The following is a 16218-nucleotide window of genomic DNA, read 5'->3' as shown; positions in this document are numbered from 1 at the left end:
CCCCCCTAATCTCCCTTGGTAAGGATCGGTATCAAGCAGACTTTTTTCGATTTCATTTAGTTAGTTCAAAAGACTGGCTCGCCAAAAGGTATAAATGGCTAATATGACGAGCAAGGCATAGAAACCGAAAGCGATCGCGCGATCGCGCAATTTAGGTAAATAACGGGTACTCACCTGCGCCCCCACTAAGCCCCCACAGCCTAAAATCAATCCTTGCCAAAATAAAACATTTCCCTGCCAAGCGTGTCCCACCGTTGCTGAAATCGCAGTAATGACAATCACCCCTAAACTCGTTTGAATCGCCACTTTAATCGATTCTCCTAGTAAGACCATTTGTAGCGGAACCATAATCACCCCACCGCCAATACCAAATAACCCCGCAAGAAACCCCGCAAGACCCCCTGTTGCCACTCGTCCTAGGGTTCGATATTGAGTTTTTTCTTGACCCTGATCGTCTTGTTTCGCTAAGGTTTTACGCCAACTCGCCAGAAAGATATTGATGAGCAATAAAATGCCAAACGCGAATAAAAGGATACGATCCGAAAGATCACTGGCAATATACGCCCCAAACTGAGCAGTAATAATCGCCGAGAACCCTAAACTCCACACTCGCTTTAAGTCGAGATAGCCCATGCGATAATTTTGCCAACTCCCCGAGAGTGCTGTTAAGACGATGGCGAGACTACTGGTTGCTACCGCCTGGACTGGTGTATAACCGACAGTAATAATGATGGGAACAAGGACTGTTCCACCACCGATTCCAAATAAACCCGCCAGTAATCCAGAAAAAAGACCGCCTCCTGCAAGTAACCAAAGGTTTTCCATTAGATCAAGTGAGAGTGAAAGCATTATTTGCAAATTCTAGCCGAATTTAAAAATTTAAAGGGGAAGATCACGATCGCGCCCTAATTGGTTTCTCGCTGCTTCGAGCAACAATTGTTTTTCTGACCGCGCGATCGCGCCATAAGTTTCTTCCACTCCTGACTCTTCTACAGAAATGCTAGTCACTCCCCAACGCACCAGATCAGACACTAATTCTGGATATAAAACCACCCCTTGTCCACACACTGAACAAAAAATCCCTTGGGATCTTGCTGTTGTAATTAATCCTTTTAATGCAGCTTTTAAGGCTGGATGACGTTCATTATATTGACCTTGTAATGCCCCTTGTTCGCGGTCAACTCCTAATAATAATTGCGTGAGATCATTCGTCCCGATCGCAATCCCTTCCACCCCAGCTTTCGCATATTCTGGTAATAAATAAACCACGGAAGGGACTTCCGCCATGATCCATAACTGACAGCTTTTTTCCACCCCAATTTCAGTGAGTAAACTTTTGCAAAACTCCACTTCCTCAACACTACGAACAAATGGTATTATAAGGTTAATATTGTTGTAGCCATGATGCTGTTGTAAGTGTCGCAGGGCAAACATCTGGGCTGAAAAAAATTCTGGATGTTTGCGATAGCTGTAAGCCCCTCTCGCGCCTAACAGAGGGATTTCTGAAGATTCCACACTGAGCCAATCTGTGGAACGATAGAAAACTGGGCGGGGAAAAAATGCTTCCGCCAACTCACCGATCGTATCAGCCAAGCGTTGAATAAATTGGTCACGAAAAGAGGAAGACAACCAAGTAGATAAAGAGTGTTCTTCCAGTAATTCTAATAACATTAAGTCAGAACGAATTAAGCCCACGCCATCCACTGGGAGTTGAGACAGTTCCTGAGAGCGATCGCGCTGAGAGACATTGACCAGCAACTGGGTAGCTAAAACCGTTCTTTCAGGTCTTTCCGAAGTCGGAAGCGTTTTCGTCTTCGTTTCTGCTTCTAGAGGGGGGCGTAACACTTCTCCTTGATCGCCATCAACCATCACTTCTGTTTCTCCTGCTAAAACCTCAACCGCGCCTTCTGCACCAACAACCGCAGGAATGTTCAACTCCCGAGCCAAGATCGCGCCATGAGAAGTCACCCCTCCCTGTTCGACAATCAATCCCTTCGCCCGTTTAATCAAAGGTAAAGTTTGAGAGTTCACGTTAGTTGTTACTAAAATCCCTTGGGGAGGAAACCTTTGATCGTCATCTTTCCCAACGACATAAACTTGTCCCGTTGCGGTTCCGCAAGCCGAACCAATCCCCTTCACCAGAAGACGAGACCTTGTGGGCGTGACAGGTTCGTTAGCTTTGAAGTTTCGGGATTGGGAATCACTCTTGGTAACCATAGAGATCTCAGAGGAAAATTGAGTTAAGTATAAGAGAGAACTTTCGTCTTGACCGTTGTCGGAGTTAGATTCGGGGAAAAATGTCCATTCACAGCGAAAATTTTGCTTCATTTTTCCCTGTAAACTGACCGCTAGTTTAATCAACTCAGAAAATTGGCGGGAACTTAAAACAGCTTTCTCAGCTTCTTTGTCCACCGTCGTCACCTCTAGTGAGGGATTAAGTTGGTAAATGCGAGTTTGATAAGCCAGTTGATGACCTTTGATTTCTTGCAGGGTCAGATCAACGTGGTACGTTTCTGGTGACGCTTCTCCCCAGACTAAACTGTGTCCTAACCCTTGTACTGCTTGCAGGTAACATTGTTGTTCCCTCACTTCTAAAATCCCTGACGCGATCGCGCTTGATATCGGTTGCATCAGTACCGCTAATCCTAAACTCTCCCAACTGATTCCTTGCTGTTGCCAATAAAATAAATTACGGGCGTAGAAGAATGAACGCCACACCCGCTTTAATCCTATTTCAATTTCATCTTTCTGAAATAAACAACAGTATGAGGCGAATAAACCCGACACTGGAGGATGAGATGGGGGGAAGACAACGGAAGGGCGGAAGATTAGTGTTTGTGTTTCCCAAGAGGCAATTTTTTGATACAGTTCCTGATACCAATCGGGATCGAATACAAACTCACTGACCAATTCCGACAAGGTTTGAGCCGTTTGTTGTAACCTTTCATAATCATTCAGCGTCGGGATTACTTGCTTTAGAGACGCAAAGGACTCTTCTCGACTCAACACCGACCCCAAAACTTGACTCCCGACGACTACCCCTGAGGAAACGGGAAACCCTTGTTGGGAAAGCCAACTCAGCGCGATCGCTTTATCTCCTACCACTTGGCGATGAGATGAATTAATGCTATCTAAATCATAGATGTCATTGGTCATTAGTCATTAGTCATTAGTCATTGGTCATTAGTCACTGCTCACTGCTCACTGAGGATTGGATGACTTCAAATAAAGCCGAATAATCTTCATCGCCTAACCCTAAGTCTAATGCAGCTTCTAAAATGGTTTCCATTCCTTGTAATGCAGAAACCGTTAATCCTTCTGTCTTGGCTGCATCTAAAAATAAGCGAGTATCTTTTAACAGATGCTTCGTGGGAAAATTAGGATTACTGTAATCATGGCTGACCATTCGTTTCAGTTTCTTATCAAACGTGGGCGCGTATAACGCACTTTCTCTTAAAACTGACATCAACATTTCCACATCTAACCCTTCTTGCTGTGCAAAAGCTAAACTCATAGAAAATGCACCCGTGAGAGAAACAATTAATTGATTTAAGGCGAGTTTTAAGGTCGCTGCTTTCCCCACTTCTCCCACTAAAAAGGGTTTTCCGAAAGCAGACAAGACCGCATTCCACTGGTCAAACTGTTCTTGTGTTCCCCCAACCATCACTTGTAATGTTCCAGACTGCGCTTGAGGAACACTCCCTAACACAGGGGCTTCTAAATAATCTCCACCAGAACTAACAATCTCAGATTGCAACTCTCTACTTTCTTTCGGCGCGATCGTCCCCATTTGAATAATCGTGTGTCCAGATAACTCTTGGGCGCTTTCTGTGGCGAGGACAACCTCTCGAATCGCAGGAGCATCACTTAACATTAAAATGATACAATCGCAGTTTGAAATTAAATGAGCAGCCGATCGCGCGATCGCGCAGCCTTTTTCTTTCAGAGGATCTAACTTTTCGGCTGTACGGTTATACGCCATCACCGAATAGTCCGCAGCGAGGAGCGTTTGTGCCATCGCCTGTCCCATCAAACCCGTTCCCAGTAAACCAATTTTCATAAAACGTTACCTCAATGCGCCCAATTGCAACAAATATTTGCCTAAGCAGGATATCAGAGAGAAAGTCTGTCAAGATCATCCCAAAAGCAGAAACTATAATTGGATTGCAGCCGTTAAATTATTATGACCACAGACACCGTTTTATTTAGTAACGCCCCAGAAATCTCCCAAGATGATTATTGTGTGTTTGGGGTTGCCACTTGCTTCATTCGGGAAGAAGGAGAAACCAAGCAAGTGAATGTTATTGAACCCATTCCTTCTTCTAGTTTAGAGTCAGTTTTAGGAGGAGCAGAAACCTCTTATCAGATGATTGCAGCCAAACCCGTGAAAGAAGTGTTTGACGGGAAAAACTTGATCAAGCCCGATGATTTCCCCCAAGATTCCGATTTTGGAACAGACTTTACCGAGCGCGTGATTGCTGCGGTACGCACTTACAAGTATCATGATCATTTACAATCCTCTTTTCCTTTGGGCACACTGAAAACCGATCTTAATCATTCCACGAAACGGAAACGAGTTCTCAACGCGGAACGGATGGTACGCACCGAGGATAATGTCAAACAACACTCTCACACCCACACGGTACTGTAGTTAGCTCTGATGCTTGATTTTAAGGGGGAATTTGCTGCTTTATTCGCTGCTTTGTTATGGGCGAGTGCTTCGGTGGTTTATAGCCGTCTCGGACAGCAGATGTCCCCTTTATTCCTGAATTTCTTAAAGGGCGCGATCGCGCTGTTTCTCTTAGCCTTCACCGCAATTATCACCCAAAGCACCTTCCCCACCCTTCCCCTCCTTCCCATCCTCTTCCTCGTCACCAGTGGCATCATTGGGATTGGCTTTGGCGATACGGTTTTCTTTTCCAGTCTCAAGTATTTGGGCGCAAGACGAGCCTTGTTGTTTGAAACCCTTGCGCCTCCGTTGGCTGCGATGATCGCCCTGATTTTCCTGCAAGAAACCCTGTCTGTGTCGGCTTGGCTAGGCATTATCTTAACTTTAGTGGGTGTCGCCACTGTAATTAGTGAACGTACCAGCAATCAAGATTTAACCGTCGAAAACTTAAAACTTGGGATTGGGTTTGGGCTCGCCAGCGCGATCGCGCAAGCGGTCGGTGCAGTGCTTTCTCGTTCCGCATTAACTGATTTTGACCTTAATCCCCTCTGGAGTACCCTGATCCGCCTCAGTGCAGGGACACTCTCTCTTATTCCCTTACTTGTCTCCCGACAACAACAGCTTAAACTCCCTTCCTTGCAATGGTCATGGCGCTTAGTCGGGATTATTTTTATCACTGCTTTCGCCAGCACCTACTTGGGCATTTGGTTGCAGCAGATTTCCCTCAAGTTTACAGCAACTGGCGTGGCTCAAACCTTAAGCTCAACCAGCCCGCTTTTTGTGCTTCCCATTGCAGCATTTCTCAAAGAAACCATTACCCTCCGAGCAATTCTTGGCGTTTTCATTGCACTAACTGGAATCGGATTCTTGTTTTTACCTAATTAAAATTATTTAACCGTAATGTTGTTTGATCTCGAATCACTAGATCAATCAATTCCCTGATTTATATTCCGTATTTACAACTACTTTTTTGCGTGTTAACGTAAGAAATAATAACGAATCCAAGTTACGTCAAGATTTGATGTAATTCCCGTCAAAAAACAACCATAGGGTCTTCATAACTTCTTTAAACCTCTAACCCAAATTAACCGAAATTGTTCTAACTCATTACGTAATTCAGTAAATATATGCAGACTGATTTCAATCATCAAGGAAAACCATCCTCGACCCTTTCACAGGAAAGTCTGTTGTCAAGTGTCTTGAAACAAGACCCCATCTTAGAAAGCCTAGATCAGAAAGTGATTACCAATTTTAGTAATGACTTTACATCCCTTTCTTTTCACTTTGGTGATTTAATTTATGAATACTTAGCTACCTCTGAACAAGACAATAACCAATCGGATCAGGATTTATATTGCATTACGCAAGGGCGAGTGCGCTTACTCAGTTTTGACCCGCAAAAACAACGACAAGTCTCAGTAGAAGTTTTAAAACAAGGAGCATTATTTGGAGGTGATCAACTTGCGGAAGAGAATGGTTTATCTTATCAAGTGGTCGCTGCTGACAATACCACTCCTGTAGCAGTCGCTCGTCTCAGGAGATCCCAACAAAATAAATGGTTTCGAGAGTATCCGCAACTGAAAACCCTTTGGATCAAAATCGCTCAGAAGCGACAACGCTTAATATTTCTGAAAACCTTAACTGAACTGAGAACCTTTCCCGCCCATCGTTTGCAAGGGATTGTTCCTCATCTCCAAGCCCTAGACATGGCTGCAGGTACGTCTCTCGCGGAAGCCACACCGACCCAAGCGGGACGATTTTGGCTACGTCAAGGTCAAATTCATCCCTCATCGGTCAAGGCCTGGGGAGATACCGATCCCGTCGGCTCGGATTGGGTCGCGCAAACCCCGCTCAAACTCTATTATCTTCCCCAAGAGCACTTACACCAACTCTCAACCTCAGAACCCGATCATCACCCCGAAACCAACAACCACCAACTCTCGACCCCATCTCCGATTGTCCCCAAGTCCGAAAAGTCATCGCAGCGTCAAACCGCTGCTACCTCGGCTTTACCGACAGAAACCGTTGAAGTGGAATTTCCTCAACCCCAAAGCAGACGAAAACGGATTTGGCGACGTTATCCCTTTATTGAACAACAAAGTAGCTCTGATTGTGGGATTGCTTGTTTGGTCATGATTAGCCTGTACTGGGACAAACGATTGAGTATTAATTCTGTTCGCAGTTTAGGCAATGTCGGGCGTTCTGGTACATCCCTCTCTGTACTTGCTAAAGTTGCGGAAAAATTAGGCTATATTGCCAAACCAGTACGAGGTAGTTTAGATGCCCTAGTGAGTACGATTCAGAATAATCCTTGGATTGCTCACTGGCAAGGAGATCATTATGTAGTGGTTTATCACGTGCAGAAAAGGCGAGTGCTGGTCGCTGATCCCGCTCGGGGTAAGTTTAGCTTATCCAAACGAGAATTCTTGCAAGGTTGGACAGGATATGCGCTGTTACTTAACCCCACTGAACAGTTAAAAGAACTCCCTGATGAAAAGCCCTCTTTAGGGAGATTTTTTAAGCTCCTGTTCCCCTATCAATCAACCGCCTTCCAAATCATCTTAGCGTCACTGTTAATTCAAGTCTTCGGTCTGGTCACGCCGTTGTTTACCCAAATCATTCTCGACCAAGTGGTCGTCACTCGCAGCTTAAGTATGTTGAATGTTTTCGCGATCGGGATTTTGATTTTTGGAATGGCGGAAGTGATTTTATCCTCAACCCGACAGTATTTGTTTAGCTATCTCGCCAATATTTTGGATTTAACCATGATTGGCGGGTTTATTCGTCATACGATGAAACTCCCCCTTAAGTTTTTTGAATCCCGTCAAGTGGGGGATATTCTCACCCGCGTCAATGAGAATCAAAAAATCCAACAGTTTTTACTTAGTAATGGGATGGTGGCTTGGTTAGACATCCTGATGAGTGTGGTTTATCTCGGGTTGATGTTTTACTACAACTGGGAATTAACCTTTTTGATTCTTGCTATTATTCCACCGATTATGATCTCAACCTTAATCGCTACCCCTTGGATGCGAAAACTCTCCCGACAAGTGTTTAATCAATCGGCTGCGGAAAATTCAGCCCTTGTGGAGACGATTACTGGTATCGAAACCGTTAAAACCACGGCTTCAGAACAAGAGTTGCGGTGGCGCTGGGAAAGCCATTTCACCGATTTTTTGAATACTAGCTTTCGGCAAGAAAAATTTGGGATCAAACTCGAAGCCCTTAATGGCTTTATTAACATTATTGGATCAACAGCGTTGTTATGGTACGGGGCGAGTCTCGTGATTCGAGGCGAACTCACTATTGGACAACTGGTTGCTTTTAATATGCTGCTGGGACGGGTGATTAATCCCATTTTGGCATTGGCGAATATTTGGGATGAATTACAAGAAGTCTTGATTGCAGTGGAACGACTCAATGATGTCTTCCTTGTGCAATCCGAGGAAACTGCAGACCAAACTATGCTTCCTTTACCGCAGTTAGAAGGGAATGTCAGTTTTCAGAATGTTGTCTTTGGTTATAGTGCAGAAGAAGGACAGAATGCTCTGGATGGGGTGTCGTTTGAGGCTAATGCTGGAGAAACGATCGCGATTGTGGGACGCAGTGGATCTGGTAAAAGTACGCTGGTGAAACTGCTGCAAGGGTTATATCAACCAGATCAGGGACGGATTTTTATTGATGGTCACGACTTACGGCACGTTTCGCCTCATTCTCTCCGTTCCCAACTGGGGGTTGTCTCTCAGGATTGCTTTTTGTTCTCTGGAACCATCTTAGAAAATATTACGATGTACCGACCTGAGTTTAGCCTCGAAGAAGTGATTGAAGCAGCCAAACTTGCTGAAGCACACAGTTTTATTCAAGCCATGCCCCTTGGTTATAACACGAAAGTGGGAGAGCGAGGAGCAACCTTATCGGGAGGACAACGGCAACGAATCGCGATCGCGCGGGCTTTGTTAGATCATCCCAAACTGCTCATTCTCGACGAAGCCACTAGTGCCCTCGATACGGAATCGGAACAACGGTTTCAAAGTAATCTGAAACGTCTCCAGCGCGATCGAACCACGTTTATCATTGCCCATCGCCTTTCCACCGTGCGCGATGCCGACTGCATTTTAGTCTTAAATCAAGGTTTATTAGTAGAAAAAGGAACTCATGAGGAATTAATTGAAGCCCAGCAATTATACTATCACTTAGCTAAACAGCAAATTGATATTTAAACCCCGATCAAGTCACTCTTAACTTCCGATAAGAAATCGTTTTGATCTCATTATTTGATGCACTCAATTTAATGATCAAAACGTCAGTCACTTTGTCCGCCTCTTACCTTAAACCTCAAGAAAAAGTTGCCAAGTTGGCAGAATTTATTCTCATCAATAAATTAAGATCTTTTTAGGGTGCAATACAATCAAAAGTAATGACAACGGGAGAAAATAATGCCTTTAGAATCCCCTTCCAATCACTCACCTTCTCCGAAAAAAAATTACCAATTACCCAGTCACTCACAGTCCCATCAATCCTCTCAGGAAAGTCCTCAAAACTCCTCCGCTATTCGTAAAGTGAATTCCTCTGCTTTAAATCATGTTTCTAATGGTTATTCTCCATCGGTACTCAATCTTTTAGAACAACCCCCTGCTTCTTTTCCCTTACGGTTTCTTTTAGGTGGTTTAATTTTTTGTCTTGCCTTTGGTAGCTGGGCTTGGTTTGGCAAAGTAGAAGAAGTGGGACGCGCACAAGGAACATTAGTTCCTCAAGGAAAAACCTATAAAGTAGAACCTAGTACCAATGGCAGAATCAAACAACTCTTGATTGAAGAAGGAGATACTGTTGCTGCGGGAGAAGTTCTTGCCAGTTTAGATGCAGAAGAACTGAAACAAGAAATTAATAAAATTGAGCAAAGATTAGAAACCTATCAAAACCAATTACAACAGCAACAAAACTTACTACAAGTTAAAAAAATAGAAGCACTAAATGGTGAAGAAATTGCCAATTCTGACCTAAAAGTGCAATCGGTTGTGATTGCCAATGCCCAAGAGCAACTGATGAGTAAAACGCAACAACTGGCAGCATTACAACAAGAAGTGAATCAAAATAAACAACGTTTAGAACGACTCCAACCCTTGGAAAAAAGTGGTGCAATTTCTCAAGAATATGTCTTTCAAGCTCAGCAAGCCTTACAAGATAGTAAGATGAAAGTTTTACAATTACAAAGTGAGATTAATGCCACCCGAAAAGAGGCGGAACGCCTGGAAGTAGAACTCGCGCAAAAGGATCAACAAAAAACTCGAACTCAGCTTGAAGCAGAGCAACAAATTAAACAACTTGAGATTAACATCGAAGAACTTCAAGGAAAAATTATAGAAACTAAAAATGAATTAGCCATTGCTAAAAATCAAGAACAGGAAACTTTTTTACAGTCTCCTGTAGATGGAACAGTCTTATCTCTCAACTTACAAAACATTGGTCAAGTGCTACAACCAGGACAAACTATTGCAGAAATTGCACCGAAAGATTCTCCCCTTGTGTTAGATGCTATGATTGCTAACCAAGAAGCGGGTTTTCTTGAAAAAAATATGGATGTTAACATCAAATTTGATGCTTACCCCTATCAAGACTATGGAGTCGTTGAAGGAAAAGTATTATCCATTTCTCCCACTTCAAAAACAACCGAAAAAGGAACATTCTATCAAGTAGAAATTGCTCTGGATCGCAACTATATTCAACATAATCAGCAAACCATTCAATTTCAACCAGGTCAAAGTGCCAGTGCTGAAATTGTAACTCGTCGCCGTCGCATTGCTGAGGTCATTTTTGAGCCCTTGCGAAAGCTACGAGAAAGTGGCTTTAAGCTCTAAACAAATTCTTCCTGCACCTCGCATAAAAATTTTGTACCAATTCACATCATTAAGAGGAGTGTAACAATGTCGTATCAAAAATCTTCCTTCAATGAGGAGCGTAACCCAATCATGAGTGAAGAAAAATTTGATCAAATTATTGATGCTATTCTAGCTGGTAAATATTCTTGGGCTTGTGTCCTAGTTCTAGAAACAGCAGGATACAACCCACTGCATTATATCCCCTATCGAACCTATAATCGTCTTATTAAAAATAACTGTACCACTTCCCCTTCCGATCAACAATCAAAGATCCAGCCCAAGCAGACTAAAAATTCCAACTGCTCCTCTTCATCTACGCCTCACATTAAAGACTTAAATTACGTCAAGCAGACTCCTCACAGTAAGGTGAAAGGAGGAAGACAACCGTATTACTCAACTAAGTTGATCTCTTATCGTAAGAGTCTTTCTATCCGCTTATAGTGATCTCAAATCATCCTTGAAAAAACTATGGCGTTTCCTAGTTGGTTGAGGTACGTAATGCGAGTCGGTGGATGTTCATGGTTCATAGTTCGTGGTTCATTGATTAACAACCAAGAAATAACAAAGAACGAAGAACAAAGAACAAAGAACCAAAATTTAGAATGTACCTCATGAGATTGGGAAGTGCTATATCCCAATGGATTTGTCCTTTTTCTGCACGAATTACTGTTCTTTTCCCAAAAAATCAAAAACTTATGCCAATATGGCATTACGATTCTGGCTCAAGCAATTATATTTAAAAGTGTTGAAGCCGAAAGGCTATTTACTCACACCAATAAGGAGCAAAAAATGGTTATTTCTAATCTCAAACACTTGGAAGTTGTTGCTGACGAAAACACCCTTTTAGGGGGCTGGGGAAAAAGCTATGAAAAGCCTGAAAAGCCTGAGAAGAAAAAAGGCTACAAAAAACCCATGTATGGCTATAAAAAACCAAAATATTACTATCAGCCCCCTTCGTTTGCAGCTTCTTTCACATTTGGTGCAGCAGTCGCTGTAGGTAAAGGAGCCGTGGCTACTGCACAGAGCACTGCATTCGCTGCTACTGCTTAAGTCATGAAACTCGTCATTTTTTAGAGTTCTGTTAACGTAGCGTAAGTCTGAATTGGAAAGAAGCAAGTTCTCAGTTTCGCTTCTTTCCAATTTATTCTAATCGGACTGATGAGACCCTTTCTAAAAACTTATGATGATTAACGTTTCAGGTGAAATAATTGAAGCAGAAGAAATCGTCGCGTTTCTGAAAAGACAAGTTCAATTAAAACAGACTTGCACCAAAATATTACACCAAAAAATTATTCAGCAAGCCATTCAGGATCATCAACTCGAAATTAGTGCTGAAGAAATACAAGCCGAAGCCGATAAAATTCGTCATCAAATGCACTTAGAACAAGCTGAAGATACCTTTGCGTGGTTAAATGACGAATTAATCACTCCTGAAGATTGGGAAGCTGGAATTTATGAAGATCTCGCTGCTCACAAACTGGCGAATCATCTTTTTTCGCAAGCTGTTACAGATTTATTCAATCAAAATCAACATCAATTTGAGCAAATCTTACTGTATGAAATGATTCTTGCTGACGAAAAGTTAGCATGGGAAATTTTTTATCAAATTGAAGAAGAAGAATTGAGTTTTTATCAAGCTGCACATTTATATGATGTTGATCCAGAGCGGAGAATTCAGTGTGGCTATGTGGGGAAAGTTCATCGCCATGACTTGAAACCTAACATAGCAACACTTGTTTTCCAAGCAATCCCAGGCAGTGTCATCACTCCTTTTGCTTCTGAACAAGGCTATCATATTTTTTTAGTAGAAAAGTTTATCCAGCCAGAACTAACAAATGAGATTTATCAAATGCTCCTTGATGAAATGTTTCAAGATTGGCTCGCTCAAGAATTAGACTATATGCTTTTTAATCAAACGGACGATGAAAAAGCTCAAAGCGAAGACCAAGCCTAATGTTTCAGAAGCATTAAACGGAACACCAGTAGAGGTATTGATTTGAGGAAAAGAATCACATATCTGATCCTCTTGAAAACTTTGAAGACAGCTTTGAATTTCTGTCTTCGCAGATAAATTGAATTGCGTGTCTTCTTCAAAATATTCTTGAAACTGACCCCCAAATGCAATTTCCGCATTTTGTGAGGAATGACTCGAAAAATTTAAGTTATAAATCTCTTTTTCATGAGTCTCATTACTCAACAGTAAAGAAATATTCACTGTTGTTCTTGATTCTTCGATGTCTGGAAAATTGAAGAGGGCTTTCGTATTAAATGATCCCTTATAATCAAAGGAGAATTCTTCTTCGGCTGCGATGGAAAATTGTCCCATCGCTTGTGTCCTTACTTCTGCTTTTCCGAAGTAGCGACTTCCCTCACCAGCAAGCCTGATGTCAGAAGAGGACTGGGAAAAAATGAGGGAGGATTCAGACATAAAAGTGGCTTCAGAACTCGCAATCGTCTCGATAAAACCAACATAAGAAAGAGCACTGACAGTAGCCTCAACCTCCACCGCCACCCGATCGGGTTGATGACTAAAATTATCGAGTTCAAGAGAATAATTCGTCTCGGATAAACTAATACTTTGAGCGGGTAAACTCAAGGTGATGACACTCGTTAACGGAAACATCACGTAGAAAATAGGAGATTTTTTAAGCAGTAGCGAACTTTTTACCCTTGATGTGTCCGAATTTTTCATGATACCAATGGTTTTCAGGAGGTAAACAACAGGAATCACCCTTCCGTGCAGATCACTATCCATGGCTAGTACAATTACATACGTAGTTGATGGTTTTGAGATAAGGAGTCGCAGATTACGCCCTCCTAGCCTAGACGGAAGGGGCGGGCTGCGACCGTTGCTCAAAATGATCCGATCCACAAGCACTGTTAAACTGGTTAATCCCAGTGTTATTATTTACGTAATAATAAGTAATATAGCTCGAATTTCTTGAATTTGTCTAGTATTTATACTGAATTAATTTGGATTCCACACTTAGCCTTTCCCTTTTCAAGTAGTGCTATAGCAGATTAAGTTCTGATGGAGACAGCAAAAAACCTCATCATTTCCTGTTGTGGCGAGGAATCAATCTCCTGATCGGAAGATGAGACAATAAACTACCCTAACCCGCTTCGCGCTCGGTTAGGGTTTTCAGTAGCCCTGGAAATTCTACAGGATAGAACTTCCGAGCCTCCAGGCTGGTTTATAGAGCAGCCCCATTTCTTAATCATTAAAGCACCATTTAAGTCGGCATCGCCAATCCAACCACAAAACTGATTAGAACACTTGAAATTTTTGTTGGTTCTAATTCCTATGTGGTTACAACAGTGGCAAGTTTGGCTGGTATAGGCAGGAGGAACTGCTACTACCTTAATTCCTTCTTTAATTCCCTTGTATTCCAAGAACGTTCTTAACTGATAGAAAGCCCAATTGTTAGACCGTCTTCTTTCCGTCTTGTTTCTGGGTTTCTGGTTAGTTCGCTCCCGAATGCCCGTTAAATCTTCAATTGCCACCGTTGAGTTGGTCTGCTTTGCCTCCTCAATGATTTGCTTTGAGATATTGTGGTTTAACCATTTTTGATATCTCTTCTCGCGTCCCGATAACCGTTTCAAGACTTCTCGACATCTGCGTCGAGACGACCTTGTGCCTCCGGCATAAACGCCTGGGGAAACCCCAGGCGACGCGGACTTGCCTTGGGATGCTTTCTTCTGAAGAGATGCTCTTACTCGACTAAACCTATCTCGTTTTTGTTGAATGTTCTTCCCGTCCCAGCCTTGATTGGTTGAGGTTTTAGCAATTTCCCTTCTCCCAAAATCGACCCCAATCACATTAGATGTCTTTTGAGGGGTAGGGGGAATATTTTTAAGCTGAATGTGGACATACCACTGATCGTCTTTATGCTTGCAGATTTGAGCCGAAGTCGGTTTCTGTCCCGTTAACTTTCCGCGATGGTAGTTGCTAGCTCTTAAAGGGAGTCTTAACCGCTTTCCAAGGGTAGTTACGCTAACAGTCCAATCTTTTTCTCGAAAGGAGAACGTTCGACCATCACAATCAAAGCTAGTAGGCTTAAACCCTTTCACTTTTCTACCTTTTGCCTTGGCGGTTGATCGGTTAGCCCCTACTCTGGCGCAAGCACGGACAATATGATTTGCCTTTAATCCAAACCTTTCTTTAACGTCGCTGTAGCAAACAGCTTGGATGGAGTTCCTATTCGTTAAGCGATGGTTGACGTTTTCATTAATCCAAGAGCAAGCATTAGCAAAAGCCTGAGCAGTCTCTTCAAGTTGATCCGCTTGCTCAGGTTCTACATTCAGCTTTACTACTAGGGTTAACGTCTGTTCCATCGTCTTCAAAAGTTCACCATTGTGATTATAACATATCTAGGTTTTGTTTAGCTTCGGGGCATCGAACCCCTCGCGCTTTCGCACTATCCCAAGGGGCTGTGGGGCGAATTCACCAACGGTCACGCGCAGGCGCCTTCCTAAACGGAAGGGACTTGCTGCAACCGTTGCTCAGTATTGTTTCGGATTTTTAGTTGGAAACGGTCGGCTACTTACTGGTTTGAATCCCTTTTTTATGTAACTCTTGCAAGAAAAAGTCTTCTAGAGACATTCGCGCTAGCTTTAATTGTAAAATTTTGCCATTGCTATGAGCCACTTGTGCTAAAAAATGATCAAGATTGTGGTGGGTGAGGAGTTGACCAGACCAACGATTTTCTTGAAAGTCAAGGTTACTCACCCATTGTTTTAACTTCTCTGGATTTCCCCCGATTCCAACGACTTGATAGGTGTCTTCACTTCCTAAGAGTTCATTGAGAGAACCAGAGGCAATAATTTCTCCTTGAGCTAAAATAGCAACGCGATCGCAGATTTGTTCGACATCGGCTAAAACATGAGAATTAAAAAAGATGGTTTTTCCTCGTTCTTTGAGATGTAAGATAATCTGACGCATTTGATAACGTCCAATGGGGTCTAAACCTGACATTGGTTCATCTAAGAATACCACTTCGGGATCATTGATCAGAGCTTGTGCCATCCCAACTCGTTGTAACATCCCCTTGGAGTATTGGCGCATTTGTTTCTTTTTCGCTGTCTTGCGGTCTAATCCCACTTGATCAATCAGTTCGGGAATCCGTTGCTTTTGGGTGCTAGCAGGAATTTGAAAAAGCCCTGCTGTAAATTGAAGGAACTCCCAAGCGGTAAGATAATCGTAGAGATAGGGATTTTCGGGGAGATACCCTAATTTTTGTTTTACAGCGCGATCGCCAATGGGTTTTCCTAATAAAACAGCGCGTCCCGAACTCCGTCGGACAATACCCAACAAAATTTTTAAGAGGGTTGTTTTCCCAGCACCATTGGGGCCAAGCAAGCCGAAGGTTTCCCCTTCATAAACAGTCAGACTACACCCTTTTAAAGATTCAACAGTTTGATTTAACCAGAATCCAGTGCGATAGACTTTTTTCAGTTCCCAAGTTTGAACAACGCGAGGGGCTTCTTGGTCAACAGGAGAGATGTTCGGTTGAGAGGTGACTGAATCCATCTTAAATCTTTATCTAGAACACGATCATATTTATTGTTCCCTATTATCAGTGATCAGTTACCAGATACCAAGAGAGAGAACATAAGACCAATGACTAATGACCATATTGCATTTTGCAACAAAGTAGAGGAATTAGCGAGTTT

General features: G+C 42.7%; 13 protein-coding genes. 7 read left to right on the top strand and 6 right to left on the bottom strand.

Annotated features, from left to right (window positions below; genetic code table 11):
* Positions 1–60 precede the first annotated feature (60 nt).
* Genes PCC7418_RS05505 through PCC7418_RS05495 form a run of 3 tightly spaced genes read right to left on the bottom strand, consistent with a single transcriptional unit; the run spans position 61 to position 4060 of the window.
* Entirely contained in the window at positions 61–849 is a 789-nt protein-coding gene (locus PCC7418_RS05505; protein WP_235620747.1) for a sulfite exporter TauE/SafE family protein, read from the bottom strand.
* Between the two features lie 30 nt (positions 850–879).
* Complete coding sequence (locus tag PCC7418_RS05500; RefSeq protein WP_015225182.1) at positions 880–3156, bottom strand: putative PEP-binding protein; 2277 nt, start codon at positions 3154–3156, stop codon at positions 880–882.
* A gap of 31 nt (positions 3157–3187) precedes the next feature.
* Entirely contained in the window at positions 3188–4060 is an 873-nt protein-coding gene (locus tag PCC7418_RS05495; protein WP_015225181.1) for an NAD(P)-dependent oxidoreductase, read from the bottom strand.
* Positions 4061–4183: 123 nt separating this feature from the next.
* Here PCC7418_RS05495 and PCC7418_RS05490 point away from each other — a divergent pair, with 123 nt between their 5' ends.
* The 7 genes from PCC7418_RS05490 to PCC7418_RS05460 all read left to right on the top strand — a co-directional run bounded on the left by PCC7418_RS05490 (position 4184) and on the right by PCC7418_RS05460 (position 12499).
* Positions 4184–4651, top strand: coding sequence for a hypothetical protein (locus tag PCC7418_RS05490; protein WP_015225180.1), 468 nt, complete (start codon positions 4184–4186; stop codon positions 4649–4651).
* Positions 4652–4660: 9 nt separating this feature from the next.
* Positions 4661–5554: a DMT family transporter gene (locus PCC7418_RS05485; RefSeq protein ID WP_015225179.1), complete on the top strand. Its 894-nt coding sequence runs from the start codon at positions 4661–4663 to the stop codon at positions 5552–5554.
* 242 nt (positions 5555–5796) lie between these two features.
* Positions 5797–8889, top strand: coding sequence for a peptidase domain-containing ABC transporter (locus PCC7418_RS05480; protein WP_015225178.1), 3093 nt, complete (start codon positions 5797–5799; stop codon positions 8887–8889).
* A 216-nt stretch (positions 8890–9105) separates the two neighbouring features.
* Entirely contained in the window at positions 9106–10524 is a 1419-nt protein-coding gene (locus PCC7418_RS05475) for an HlyD family type I secretion periplasmic adaptor subunit (protein ID WP_015225177.1), read from the top strand.
* Between the two features lie 66 nt (positions 10525–10590).
* Positions 10591–10986, top strand: coding sequence for a HetP family heterocyst commitment protein (locus PCC7418_RS05470; RefSeq protein WP_015225176.1), 396 nt, complete (start codon positions 10591–10593; stop codon positions 10984–10986).
* A 183-nt stretch (positions 10987–11169) separates the two neighbouring features.
* Positions 11170–11595, top strand: coding sequence for a hypothetical protein (locus PCC7418_RS05465; protein ID WP_041596156.1), 426 nt, complete (start codon positions 11170–11172; stop codon positions 11593–11595).
* 130 nt (positions 11596–11725) lie between these two features.
* A complete protein-coding gene (locus PCC7418_RS05460; RefSeq protein WP_015225174.1) occupies positions 11726–12499 on the top strand; it encodes a peptidylprolyl isomerase in 774 nt (257 codons plus the stop codon).
* Here the strand turns inward: PCC7418_RS05460 and PCC7418_RS05455 are convergent.
* The 3 genes from PCC7418_RS05455 to PCC7418_RS05445 all read right to left on the bottom strand — a co-directional run bounded on the left by PCC7418_RS05455 (position 12437) and on the right by PCC7418_RS05445 (position 16075).
* A complete protein-coding gene (locus PCC7418_RS05455) occupies positions 12437–13168 on the bottom strand; it encodes a hypothetical protein (RefSeq protein ID WP_041596155.1) in 732 nt (243 codons plus the stop codon). The two genes, PCC7418_RS05460 and PCC7418_RS05455, sit on opposite strands and share 63 nt — an antisense overlap.
* Positions 13169–13653: 485 nt before the next feature.
* Positions 13654–14880 carry an RNA-guided endonuclease TnpB family protein gene (locus tag PCC7418_RS05450; RefSeq protein WP_015225172.1) on the bottom strand — a complete coding sequence of 409 codons (1227 nt, stop codon included), beginning with the start codon at positions 14878–14880 and terminating at the stop codon, positions 13654–13656.
* Positions 14881–15085: 205 nt separating this feature from the next.
* The gene (locus PCC7418_RS05445) at positions 15086–16075 is read right to left on the bottom strand and encodes an ABC transporter ATP-binding protein (RefSeq protein WP_015225171.1); all 990 of its coding nucleotides are present in this window, start codon (positions 16073–16075) and stop codon (positions 15086–15088) included.
* Between the last annotated feature and the right edge of the window lie 143 nt (positions 16076–16218).

The organism is Halothece sp. PCC 7418, from assembly GCF_000317635.1.
In the GTDB taxonomy this organism is placed as follows: domain Bacteria; phylum Cyanobacteriota; class Cyanobacteriia; order Cyanobacteriales; family Rubidibacteraceae; genus Halothece.
This window is presented reverse-complemented; position numbering and strand designations above follow the sequence as displayed.

Coding starts and splice junctions, on each gene's coding strand:
- PCC7418_RS05495 (WP_015225181.1), bottom strand. CDS start 4,060: ATGAAAATTGGTTTACTGGGAACGGGTTTGATGGGACAGGCGATGGCA.
- PCC7418_RS05460 (WP_015225174.1), top strand. CDS start 11,726: ATGATGATTAACGTTTCAGGTGAAATAATTGAAGCAGAAGAAATCGTC.
- PCC7418_RS05450 (WP_015225172.1), bottom strand. CDS start 14,880: ATGGAACAGACGTTAACCCTAGTAGTAAAGCTGAATGTAGAACCTGAG.
- PCC7418_RS05455 (WP_041596155.1), bottom strand. CDS start 13,168: ATGTTTCCGTTAACGAGTGTCATCACCTTGAGTTTACCCGCTCAAAGT.
- PCC7418_RS05480 (WP_015225178.1), top strand. CDS start 5,797: ATGCAGACTGATTTCAATCATCAAGGAAAACCATCCTCGACCCTTTCA.
- PCC7418_RS05445 (WP_015225171.1), bottom strand. CDS start 16,075: ATGGATTCAGTCACCTCTCAACCGAACATCTCTCCTGTTGACCAAGAA.
- PCC7418_RS05485 (WP_015225179.1), top strand. CDS start 4,661: ATGCTTGATTTTAAGGGGGAATTTGCTGCTTTATTCGCTGCTTTGTTA.
- PCC7418_RS05500 (WP_015225182.1), bottom strand. CDS start 3,156: ATGACCAATGACATCTATGATTTAGATAGCATTAATTCATCTCATCGC.
- PCC7418_RS05490 (WP_015225180.1), top strand. CDS start 4,184: ATGACCACAGACACCGTTTTATTTAGTAACGCCCCAGAAATCTCCCAA.
- PCC7418_RS05475 (WP_015225177.1), top strand. CDS start 9,106: ATGCCTTTAGAATCCCCTTCCAATCACTCACCTTCTCCGAAAAAAAAT.
- PCC7418_RS05470 (WP_015225176.1), top strand. CDS start 10,591: ATGTCGTATCAAAAATCTTCCTTCAATGAGGAGCGTAACCCAATCATG.
- PCC7418_RS05505 (WP_235620747.1), bottom strand. CDS start 849: ATGCTTTCACTCTCACTTGATCTAATGGAAAACCTTTGGTTACTTGCA.